Origin of the sequence: Stenotrophomonas sp. HMWF023, from assembly GCF_003060985.1 — a bacterium.
GTDB classification, from domain to species: Bacteria; Pseudomonadota; Gammaproteobacteria; order Xanthomonadales; family Xanthomonadaceae; genus Stenotrophomonas; species Stenotrophomonas lactitubi.
The window spans coordinates 4,708-15,502 of the sequence record NZ_QAIJ01000125.1; the positions used below are offsets into that span (position 1 = coordinate 4,708).

Consider the following 10,795-nt stretch of genomic DNA (forward strand, 5'->3'; position numbering starts at 1 on the left):
GCGAGTCATGAAAGCCTACCTCTGGTTCCTGGGCGCGCTCATGTTGTTCTTCGCGCTGCCCTTCCCCTGCCTGATCTACTTCGGCACCAGCTGGCCGCTGGACGTGGGTGACCGCAGCGCGCCAGGGTTGGCACTGGGCCTGCTGGCGGCGTCGCTGGCGCTGTGGCTGGTGCTGCTGTCCGCCTTCCTGCATTACCTGCTGCTGGCGCCACCGCGTGCCTTGCAACGCGTGCGCAGCATCCTCGCCGACGGCGAGCCACGCAGCGCGCGCATCGAACAGGCCGAACAGACCGGCGTGCAGGTGCGCGGCTTCGCGCAGTGGCGGCTGCAACTGGCCTTCGACAATCTGTCCGGCACGCCGATCACCGAAACGCTGGTCGTGGTCGACAGCAAGCCACAACTGCAGCGTTTTGCCGTGGGCAGACAGGTGGATGTGCTGCTCAGCCGCACGCCGGGCCCCTCGCCCAACCTGATGCTGGAAGGCGCGCAACCGGAACTGGACCGCGCCAGCCTGTGGCGCCGCGCGATCGGCGGTCTGGTCGGCATCGTCGGGGTCGCTGCTGCGTACGCCATGGCCTATCGGCTGCAAAGCGATGGCATGGGTTGGACGTTCCTGGGTTTCGGTCATCCACTGCTGATCTGCCCGCTGGTGCTGTGCAGCTACCTGATCGCCCTGCGCCTGCTGGCGCGACTGCTGGCCGGCACACTGCAGATCGACGCGCGCGCTGAAGCCCTCAAGTACCGCGGCATCGGTGCCGAAGCGCGGGTGCTCGATGTGCGCCAGACCGGCACCTACGTCAACGAACAACCGCAGGTGGAGTTCCAGCTGGAATATCTCGACCGCGAGGGCAACGTGCAGCAGGCCAGCGTGCGCCGCTTCGTTGCGCTGCTCGACCTGGCCAACATTCCACGTGGGCAGGTCGACATCCTGTACGACCCGGATGATCGCCGCAGCGTGCGCATGGAGCACGCGTGAAGCGGCCCGTGTCCACACCGCTGGTGTTCGCTGGCGTGGTGCTGACCCTGGCCGGTGTCGCCACGGCGGGCGGCGCATTGCAGACCGTCAACGCGACCCTGCGTAGCGCTGCATCGACCACGCCTGCGGATGCAGCGCAGCAATACCCCTGGGAACAACCGTTGCGCACCACGGCCATCGCCACGCCACGGGCGGTACCCGAACCGATGCAGGTCCCCGCGCGCGCGCGGCCGAACCTGCTGCTCGACGCCGAGCGCCTGCTCGCTGCACGGCAGGCGCTGGAAGCGATGCCCGGACTGGTCGGCGAACGCCTGGTCGTCTTCCACAGCATCCACTTCCATGACGACGGCCGCATCGACATCGACCTGGTCGATCCACAGCAGCCGGGCCACGTGGATGCTTACCACTACCAACGCGGGCAGTGGCGCAAGGGCGATGCGGTGAACCCGCAGCAGTTCGCGCCGACCATCACCCTGCGCCGCAGCAGCACCGCACTGGCCAACATCGATTTCGATGCCGTGCCACGGGTGACGCAGGCCCTGCAGCAACAGCGCAATGCACTGATGCGTACGCCCGCCGACGTCGGCCATGTGTATGTTGTCATCCGCAAGGGCGGCAAGCTGGTGTGGTTGCCGGATGAAGTAGCCGGCGACCGCCAGACCGTGCGCCTGCGCTACGACGCCAAGGGCAACCTGCAGTAGAAAAAGGGGACGGAGGGGATTAGGTCGCAAGTGGCGCGACGATGGCCAAAGCGACTTAATCCCCTCCGTCCCCTTTTCTGCTATCTCACCGAGCGGGCGATGGCGTACTGCGCGGCGTAATAGGTGGACAACACCAGCAGGCTGGCCAGCGGCAGGCCACCGCCGAAGCGATCCCACGCCAGCAATGAATCGCTGGCCACGAACAGCAATGCGCCACCGGCGGCCCAACGCTCGCTGCCCGCTTCCAACGCATCGGCGTGCGGCCGTTTCCAGTAACGGGCCAGTGCCAGCACCGCCATGGCGGCAAGCACCACGACGTAGGCCAACACCGGAATGCGCATCGGCAGCGGCAGATGTGGCCACAGGCCGGCCACGTTGATCGAAGCGAATGCGGCAAGCAGCACGAAAGCAGCGATCAATCCGCGGCCCGCGCGCAGGCCGGCGCGGAACGCGGCGATGTAGCAGAGATGTGCAAGCAGGAAGGCAACCAGCCCCGGCACGAACGCGTCGATCGGCAGCATCAGCGCGATGTCGCCCACGCAGGACAACAGCATGCCGGCCAGCACCGCGCGCCGGTAGAACGCATCCGCCGCTGGCCGCGCCTGCCAGGCGATGGCGGCGATCAGCAGCGTGGTCGCCGGCTTGGCCAACCAGTGCAGCCAGCGCCCGTCGCCGTCCAGGTAGGCACCAACGATCGCCAGCACGGCCACCACCAGGATCACCCCATCGCGCGTGCGCAGCCTCATCGCGCCTTCCACAGCTCTGCAAGGCGGTCGGGGCGGCCGGCAATGCGTTCCAGCACCGGATACTGCAGGCCACCGTGGTAGTCGATCTTCATCATATCGATGCGGTCGAACTGTTTGACCAGCAGCGTGATCGGCGCCTTGTCAGTGGCCGCTGCTGCCACCGCGTCCTTCAGGCGCTGGCTGCTGTACTCGCGACCGCCAATGGCGATTACTCTCATGCCCGGCGCCAGGCCGGCATTGAACGCCGGGCTGTCCCAGATCACATCGCCGACCACGCCGCTGTCGAGCACCGTCGCGCCCAGCGAATAGGCCAGCAGCGCTGCCTTCGCGCGCTTTTCCTGTGCCTTGTAGGCCTCGTTCGGCGCATCGCGGTAGACCAGCTTCCAGCCCGCCAGTTCCAGGCCGCCGGTCAGCGATCCATGACCGTCCAGGCGCTGGCGCAGGAAGCTGGCCCAGTCGTACGGTGCGATGCCGTTGAGGGTCGCCACCACATCGTCGAAGGTGTACGGATTGACATCCCAATCGCCGTTGCCGACGCCAAAGAACGCACGCGCGAAGTCATCCAGGCTGCGACGGTTGCCGGTCAGCCCCCGCAGCTTGCCCTCCACCTCCAGCCACAGCATCTGCCCGCCGGAGTAGTAGTCTTCGCTCATCTGGTAGTTGCGGTACGGCAACGTGCGGCGCTGGGCGATGGTCGGGTCGTTGGTGGTGTCCTGCAGCGGGCGCCACGCAAGTCCCGGGCGGCCGCGGTCATAGGTTGCCGCCACGTTCGCCAGCATGTCGCGCGCCTGCTCAGTGGTCCACAGACCCGAGCGCGCGGCCAGCACCTGGCCCCAGAACTGGGTCTGCCCTTCGTACACCCACAGCAGGCTGTCGCCCATCGGCGTATTGAAGTTGGCCGTGGCCAGATCGGCACCGCGACGGTACTTGCCGTTCCACGAGTGGGTGTACTCATGCGGCAGCAGATCGCGCATCCAGGCATTGCTGTCCCACTCGGTGAAGTAGCCCGGGTCGGCACTATTCTCGCTGGAGCGATGGTGCTCCAGCCCGATGCCGCCGAGACGATCGGTCAGGGCAAGCAGGAATTCGTAGTGATTGTAGTGACGCGCGCCGTACAGCTTGTCGGCCTGCTGCACCAGCGCACGATGCACCTTCAACTGCGCATCGGTCGGCTTCAGCGATTTGGCATCGTCGGCGAACACGTTCAGATGCACCGGCGCCTTCGCGCCCGGGTCGAGGTCGATGCGCTGGTGATGCTCACCGGCAAACAACGGCGAGTCGACCAGGTGGTCATAGGAGATCGGCTTGAACACCACGGTGTCGCCATCGCGACGTGCGGTTTCCAACGCGGTGGCATAGGCCCAGCCCTTGGGCAGGGTCACGCTCGCCTGCGCCTGCAGATTGCGCGCGTCCACGCCGGCCGGATACAGCGAATTGGCGTTCCACTGCAGGTTGAGCATTTCCGGGGTCATCACCACCCGGCCCTGGCTGCCACCCTGCGAGGACAGGAAATCAAAGTGGGCGACGATCTCGCTCACGCCTTCCGGTACGTCAACCTTGAACGCGTATACGTTGAACTGGTCGCGCTGCCAGGCCAACGGCTTGCCGTTGGCGGTCACCCGCAGGCCGGCCAGCTTGTCGATGGGGCCGGTGGGCGAATGGTTGCCGGGAATCCACTGCGGGTACAGCAGGGTCAGCGGGCCAGGCTTGGCCGGCACGGTGGCGGTCACCTTGAAGATGCGCCGGGCCAGATCGCGCGCGTCGACATCGATGCGCAGCATGCCGGGGGCGGCGGCATCACCCGGTGGCGGGGTCTGCGCCAGCGCGGGCGTGGCCGCCAGCGCGAACAGCACGGACATCACCAGGGCACGGGTTTTCATCAGGCGACTTCCAGCAGCGGTAGAGATACCGATGCTAGGCCTGTGAGGTGCCGAGCCCCATGGCCGAAGGTCATGGTCAGTGGCGCATCGACCAGATGCGGCAAAGCCTCATCGGAGCGTTGGCGAAGACTGACAGCATCCACGCATGGCGTGGATCTACTGGAAAGCAGAGCAGTACCGGGTAGATCCACGCCATGCGTGGATGAGGTGCATCCAGAAGCCGTGCGAACCAAGGTTCGCACCCACCAGATGCACCATCGCAATAAACCGGAAGCCGCATCGGTAGATCCACGCCATGCGTGGATGACGTACAGCCGACAATGCGAACCAGGGTTCGCACCCACCGGCAGCGCTGCCGGTCAGTCGACCAGGCGCAGGCGCAGTTCCTTCGGCAGCGCGAACACCATCGATTCCGGCTCGCCATCCAGCTCGCCCACACTGCTGGCACCCAGCTCGGCCAGACGCGCCAGCACGCCATCGACCAGCACCTGCGGTGCCGACGCACCGGCGGTCACGCCGATATGCTGCTTGCCGAGCACCCAGGCCGGGTCGATCTCGTGGGCACCGTCGATCAGGTAGCTCTCCACGCCCTCACGGCGGGCGAGCTCGCTCAGACGGTTGGAATTGGAGCTGTTCGGCGAACCGACCACCAGCACCAGGTCGCAGCGCTTGGCCAGGTCGCGCACGGCGTCCTGACGGTTCTGCGTGGCGTAGCAGATGTCGTCGTTCTTCGGCCCCTGCATCGCCGGGAAACGCGCGCGCATGGCTTCGATGATGCCGCGTGTATCGTCCACCGACAGCGTGGTCTGGGTGGTGTAGGCGAAGTTTTCCGGCTGGTTGATCTGCAGCGTGGCCACCTGTTCCACGTCCTCGACCAGATAGATCTGGCCGGTGCCCGCCTCGCGGTTCCACTGCCCCATCGTGCCTTCCACTTCCGGATGGCCGGCATGGCCGATCAGCACCACGTCACGGCCGGCACGGCAGTGACGGGCGACTTCGAAATGAACCTTGGTCACCAGCGGACAGGTGGCGTCGAACACTTTCAGGCCACGACGCTCGGCTTCCAGGCGCACGGCCTGGGAAACACCGTGGGCGCTGAAGATGACGGTGTTGTTGTCCGGCACTTCGTCGAGTTCTTCGACGAAGATCGCGCCGCGCTGCTTCAGGTCATCGACCACGAAGCGGTTGTGCACCACTTCATGGCGGACATAGATGGGCGCGCCCAGCGTTTCGATCGCGCGCTTGACGATCTCGATCGCACGATCGACACCGGCACAGAAACCACGCGGGTTGGCGAGCAGCACATCCATCAGTTCAGTCTCCCGGCAGCGGCCGGCTTACGGTTTCGGATTGGCATTATCCGCCTTTTTGGCGGACTTGCCGTCGAACAGGCCAAACAGGGCGATGCCTACGGCACCCACCACGATGGCCGAATCGGCGATGTTGAACGACGGCCAGGCATGCTCGCCGACGTACCACTGGATGAAATCCACCACGTGGCCGTGCACCTGGCGGTCGATCACGTTGCCGATCGCACCGCCGATGATCAGCGCGTAAGGCACGGCGGCCTTCCAATTGCCACGGGCGGTAGCGCGCAGCCACCAGGCCATCAGGCCGCTGATGGCGATCGCCAGCACGGTGAAGAAGTGCTTCTGCCAGCCACCGGCGTCGCTCAGGAAGCTGAACGCTGCACCGGTGTTGTAGGTGCGGTACCAGTTCCAGAAGCCATCGATGACCACCACCGGCTGGAACTCCGGCAGGCTCGACAACACCCAGGCCTTCGACCACTGGTCCAGACCGATGATGACTGCCGACAGCAGCAGCCAGATCAGCGCGTTGGGATGCGGGCGCGGGGCGGCCATCAGAACCAGCTCCGCACTTCGCCGGCACCGGCGATGTTGGTCACGCAGCGGCCGCACAGTTCCGGGTGGTCGGCATTGCTGCCAACGTCGGCACGATGGTGCCAGCAGCGCACGCACTTGGACTTCTGCGTCGGCTGGGCGCTGACGAACACCTCGTCGGTGGTCGCCGGGCGCACCTGCACGTCACCGCTGATGAACAGGAAACGCAGTTCATCGGCCAACGGCTGCCAGCGTGCGGCCTGCTCTTCGCTGGCGGCGATGGTGATTTCCGCTTCCAGCGCGGCACCGATCGCACCATTGGCGCGCATCGGCTCCAGCACCTTGGCCACCTGCTCGCGCACGGCCAGCAGCTGGTCGAAGTCGGCAGCGTTGAGCTGTGCATCGGCCGGCAGCGGTGCCAGGCCCTCGTACCAGGTGGTGAACAGTACGTGGCCGGCACGGTCACCTGGCAGGTAACCCCACAGCTCGTCGGCGGTGAAGGTCAGGATCGGTGCCACCCAGCGGGTGAACGCTTCGGCGATGTGATACATCGCACTCTGCGCCGAACGACGACCATCCGAATCGGTCGGCATCGTGTACAGGCGGTCCTTGGTCACGTCCAGGTACAGCGAACCGAGGTCCACGCTGCAGAAGTTCAGCAGCAGCTGCACGATTTCGGCCATGTCGTAGTTGTCATACGCCGCCTTGATCTTCTCCTGCAGTTCCCAGGCGCGATGCACGATCCAGCGGTCCAGCGCGACCATCTCGTTGAGCGGGCGCAGGTGCTGGGCCGGATCGAAACCGTCCAGGTTGCCCAGCAGGAAGCGGGCGGTGTTGCGCAGGCGACGGTAGGCGTCGGCGGTGCGCTTGAGGATTTCCTGCGACAGCGACATCTCGTTGCTGTAGTCGGCCGAGGCGATCCACAGGCGCAGGATGTCCGCGCCCAGCTTGTTCATGATTTCCTGCGGCTCGATACCGTTGCCCAGCGACTTGGACATCTTGCGGCCGTGCTCGTCCACGGTGAAACCGTGGGTGAGGCACTGCTTGTACGGCGCACGCTTGTCGATGGCCACGCCGGTCAGCAGCGAGGACTGGAACCAACCGCGATGCTGGTCGGAGCCTTCCAGGTACAGGTCGGCCGGCTTGCCGAAGCCACGTGCGGCCAGCACCGCTTCATGGGTCACGCCTGAATCGAACCAGACATCGAGGATGTCGGTGACCTTCTCGTAGTCGGCCGCTTCGGCGCCCAGCAGTTCGGCCGCATCCAGCGAGTACCACACGTCGATGCCTTCGGCTTCAACGCGGTCGGCGACCTGCTGCATCAGCTCCACCGAACGCGGGTGGATCTCGCCGGTCTGGCGGTGGGTGAACAGTGCGATCGGCACACCCCAGGTGCGCTGGCGCGAGATCGTCCAGTCCGGGCGGCCGTCCACCATGCTCTGGATGCGCGCCTTGCCCCAGCTCGGGAACCAGCCGACGGTGTCGATGGCGGCCAGCGCATCGTTGCGCAGGTTGGCCTTGTCCATCGAGATGAACCACTGCGGGGTGGCGCGGAACACCACCGGCGTTTTGTGCCGCCAGCAGTGCGGGTAGCTATGGCGGATCTCGACGAACGCCAGCAGTGCGCCGCTGTCACGCAGCACCTGCACGATCGCCTCCTGCGCCTTCCACAGGTGCTGGCCCGCCAGCACCACGTCGCCAGCCGGCGGCGTCGATTCGAGGTATACGCCACGTCCGTCGATCGGCGTGATCTGACCGGCGTTGTACTTGTCCAGCAGGCCGTACTTCTGGCTGACCACGTAGTCTTCCTGGCCGTGGCCGGGCGCAGTGTGCACCGCGCCGGTACCGTCCTCGTCGGACACGTGTTCGCCGTTGAGCACGAGGATCTCGCGCTCCGGGTAGAACGGGTGCGCCAGCAGCTGGTTTTCCAGCGCCGAACCTTCGGCTTCACCGTGCAGCACCACCGCGTCCACGCCGTAACGCTGCAGCGACCGTTCAGCCAGGGCCGCGGCCAGCACCAGCCAACGGCGCTTGCCGTTGTGCGCCGGGCCTTCGGCCAGCACGTAGCGGATGTCCGCGCCCAGCGACACCGCCAGCGAGGCCGGCAGCGTCCACGGGGTGGTGGTCCAGATCGGCACGGCCACTTCGACATCCGCCGGCAGGCTGACACCGAACGCCTGCGCCACCGCCTGCGCATCACGCGCGGCGTAGGCCACGTCGATCGCAGGCGAGGTCTTCTCGTGGTACTCGATCTCGGCTTCGGCCAGCGCCGAACCGCAGTCGAAGCACCAGTACACCGGCTTGGCGCCGCGCAGCAGATGGCCGTTGGCCACGATCTTGGACAGCGCGCGGATCTCGTTGGCCTCGAAATCGAAGCTCAGGGTCTTGTACGGGTTGTCCCAGTCGCCGGTGACGCCCAGGCGCTTGAAGTCAGCGCGCTGGATGTCGATCTGCTCCTCGGCGAACTCGCGGCATTTCTGCCGGAACTCGACCGCATCGAGCTTCACCCCGACCTTGCCCCACTTCTTTTCCACCGCGATTTCGATCGGCAGGCCATGGCAGTCCCAGCCCGGCACGTACGGCGCATCGAAGCCGGCCAGGTAGCGCGACTTGACGATGATGTCCTTGAGGATCTTGTTGACCGCATGGCCCAGGTGGATGCGCGCATTGGCGTACGGCGGGCCGTCATGCAGCACGAACAGCGGGCGGCCGGCGGCGTTGTCGCGCAGCTGCTGGTAGAGCCCCTGCTCTTCCCAGCGCGCCAGAATGCCCGGCTCGCGCTTGGGCAGGTCGCCGCGCATCGGGAATTCGGTGGCCGGCAGGTTGAGGGTGGTCTTGTAGTCCTGGCTCACGCAGTGGCTCGCAATCTATGTTCGGAAAGGATGGCACGCGCCTGTTCGGCGTCGCGGTGCATCTGGTCGGTCAGCGCCGCCAGATCGTTGAATTTCTCTTCATCACGCAGCTTGGCGACGAATTCCACTTCGATGTGGCGCCCGTACAGGTCGCCCTGGAAATCGAACAGGTGCGCTTCCAGCAGCGGCTCCACGCCGTCCACGGTCGGCCGGGTACCGAAACTGGACACCGACGGCCACGGCTGGTCAAACACCCCGTGCACCCAGGTCGCGTAGATGCCCGACAGCGCCGGGGTCTTCGGGAACCGCAGGTTGGCGGTGGGGAAGCCCAGCGTACGGCCGAGCTGGCGCCCGCGCACCACCCGCCCGCTGATCGAGTAGGGCCGACCCAGCAGGTCGCCGACACGGGCGAAGTCGCCTTCCTGCAGCAGCTGGCGGATACGGGTGCTGGAGATGCGATCACCATGCAGGTCGACCGCTTCGATTTCGCCGGCGCTGAAACCCAGCTCGGCGCCCAGCGCCTGCAGCAGGGCCAGATCGCCACGGCGACGGTTGCCGAAACAGAACTCCGGCCCGATCCAGACCTCACGGGCGTTCAGGCGCTGGGCCAGCAGCTGACGCACGAACGCCTCGGCCGGCATTGCTGCCATCGTCGCGTCGAAGCGCAGCAGGCCGATCGCATCGACGCCCAGTTCGTGCAGGATCTCGACCTTGCTGCGGGCCAGGGTCAGCCGCGGCGGCGGTGTGCCCTGGGCGAAGAACTCGCGCGGCAGGGGCTCGAAGGCCACCGCCACCGCAGCCACACCCAAGGCGCGCGCGCGCGCGACCGCGTGCCGCACCAGCGCACGATGCCCCAGGTGGAGGCCGTCGAATGCACCGATGCAGACCACGCTTCCGTTGGGGAACAGCTCCCCGCCCTCGACGCTTCTGAACAGCCTGCTCATCAACTCTCGTTCCGGCCGGCCGCAGCCCGCCGTTTCAATGGTGTAACCCTGAAGTATAGCCGCCGGGAGCCACGATCAATGCCCGCGCAGGTCGCGCGGGCGGAAGCCCATCGCCACCATCGCCAGCAGATAGGTCAGACCGCCACCACCGACCAGCAGGCCGAGGGCGCCGATCCGCTCCCACACGCCCATCGACGAGAAGCCCGGCAGCCAGTACAGCAGGGCCAGCAGCACGCCGACCATCGCCGTACACGCCAGCAGCAGGCGCAGCAGGTAGCCGCCCCAGCCCGGACGCCGCTGGTAGACATCGGTCTTGCCCAGCCAGTACCAGAGCAGCCCCAGGTTCAGGTAACTGGACAGCGCACTGGCAATGCCCAGCGCCAGGTGCAGGCCGGGCTGTTTGCCGAGGGCGGCCATCACCCCCTGCGCCTTCAGCTCATCGGGCACCATCACCTGGTACAGCACCGCCAGCAGGGCGAAGTTGAACACCATGTTGGCCACCAGCGCGGCGACACCGGCACGCACCGGCGTTCTGGTGTCCTGGCGCGCGTAGAAGGCCGGCAGCACCACCTTCAGCAGCGCGAAGGCCGGCAGGCCGAAGCTCAGGCCGTACACCGACAGCGCCGTCATGCGGGTGTCGAAGGCGGTGAACTGGCCGTGCTGGAAGATCGTGGAGATCAGTGGCTCGGCCAGCAGCAGCAGGCCGAGCATGGCCGGCACCGAGATCAGCAGGGTCATGCGCAGGCCCCAGTCCAGCGAGCGCGAGAAGCCTTCGCGGTCGGTGCTGACGTGGTGCCGGGCCAGCGCCGGCAGGATCACCGTGCCCAGGGCCACACCGAACACGCCCAGCGGCAG

General features: G+C 66.5%; 9 protein-coding genes. 2 read left to right on the top strand and 7 right to left on the bottom strand.

What is annotated here, in order from left to right:
- Positions 1-7: 7 nt before the first annotated feature.
- Both DBR20_RS06730 and DBR20_RS06735 read left to right on the top strand, forming a co-directional pair.
- Complete coding sequence (locus DBR20_RS06730) at positions 8-976, top strand: hypothetical protein (protein ID WP_108265640.1); 969 nt, start codon at positions 8-10, stop codon at positions 974-976.
- Entirely contained in the window at positions 973-1,677 is a 705-nt protein-coding gene (locus DBR20_RS06735; RefSeq protein ID WP_108265641.1) for a hypothetical protein, read from the top strand. The genes DBR20_RS06730 and DBR20_RS06735 overlap by 4 nt, the downstream gene beginning before the upstream one ends.
- An 80-nt stretch (positions 1,678-1,757) precedes the next feature.
- Here the strand turns inward: DBR20_RS06735 and DBR20_RS06740 are convergent, their stop codons facing one another.
- The 7 genes from DBR20_RS06740 to DBR20_RS06770 all read right to left on the bottom strand — a co-directional run.
- Positions 1,758-2,423, bottom strand: coding sequence for a lysoplasmalogenase (locus DBR20_RS06740; protein WP_108265642.1), 666 nt, complete (start codon positions 2,421-2,423; stop codon positions 1,758-1,760).
- The gene (locus DBR20_RS06745) at positions 2,420-4,303 is read right to left on the bottom strand and encodes a M61 family metallopeptidase (protein ID WP_108265643.1); all 1,884 of its coding nucleotides are present in this window, start codon (positions 4,301-4,303) and stop codon (positions 2,420-2,422) included. Before DBR20_RS06745 ends, DBR20_RS06740 begins: the two co-directional genes overlap by 4 nt.
- A 359-nt stretch (positions 4,304-4,662) precedes the next feature.
- Positions 4,663-5,613 (bottom strand): 4-hydroxy-3-methylbut-2-enyl diphosphate reductase, encoded by a 951-nt coding sequence (gene ispH / locus DBR20_RS06750; protein ID WP_108265644.1) that lies wholly within the window; start codon positions 5,611-5,613, stop codon positions 4,663-4,665.
- Positions 5,614-5,640: 27 nt separating this feature from the next.
- Positions 5,641-6,165 (bottom strand): signal peptidase II, encoded by a 525-nt coding sequence (gene lspA, locus DBR20_RS06755; protein ID WP_108265645.1) that lies wholly within the window; start codon positions 6,163-6,165, stop codon positions 5,641-5,643.
- The gene (gene ileS, locus DBR20_RS06760) at positions 6,165-8,996 is read right to left on the bottom strand and encodes an isoleucine--tRNA ligase (RefSeq protein ID WP_108265646.1); all 2,832 of its coding nucleotides are present in this window, start codon (positions 8,994-8,996) and stop codon (positions 6,165-6,167) included. Before ileS ends, lspA begins: the two co-directional genes overlap by 1 nt.
- On the bottom strand, positions 8,993-9,940 hold the full coding sequence (locus tag DBR20_RS06765; protein WP_108265647.1) for a bifunctional riboflavin kinase/FAD synthetase: 948 nt from the start codon (positions 9,938-9,940) through the stop codon (positions 8,993-8,995). The genes ileS and DBR20_RS06765 overlap by 4 nt, the downstream gene beginning before the upstream one ends.
- A 75-nt stretch (positions 9,941-10,015) precedes the next feature.
- The coding region (locus DBR20_RS06770; protein WP_181393033.1) for a lipid II flippase MurJ at positions 10,016-10,795 on the bottom strand (780 nt) is incomplete at its 5' end.

Excerpts from the sequence above, each read along its gene's own strand:
- lspA (WP_108265645.1), bottom strand. The coding sequence starts at position 6,165 with ATGGCCGCCCCGCGCCCGCATCCCAACGCGCTGATCTGGCTGCTGCTG.
- DBR20_RS06765 (WP_108265647.1), bottom strand. The coding sequence starts at position 9,940 with ATGAGCAGGCTGTTCAGAAGCGTCGAGGGCGGGGAGCTGTTCCCCAAC.
- DBR20_RS06740 (WP_108265642.1), bottom strand. The coding sequence starts at position 2,423 with ATGAGGCTGCGCACGCGCGATGGGGTGATCCTGGTGGTGGCCGTGCTG.
- ispH (WP_108265644.1), bottom strand. The coding sequence starts at position 5,613 with ATGGATGTGCTGCTCGCCAACCCGCGTGGTTTCTGTGCCGGTGTCGAT.
- DBR20_RS06730 (WP_108265640.1), top strand. The coding sequence starts at position 8 with ATGAAAGCCTACCTCTGGTTCCTGGGCGCGCTCATGTTGTTCTTCGCG.
- DBR20_RS06745 (WP_108265643.1), bottom strand. The coding sequence starts at position 4,303 with ATGAAAACCCGTGCCCTGGTGATGTCCGTGCTGTTCGCGCTGGCGGCC.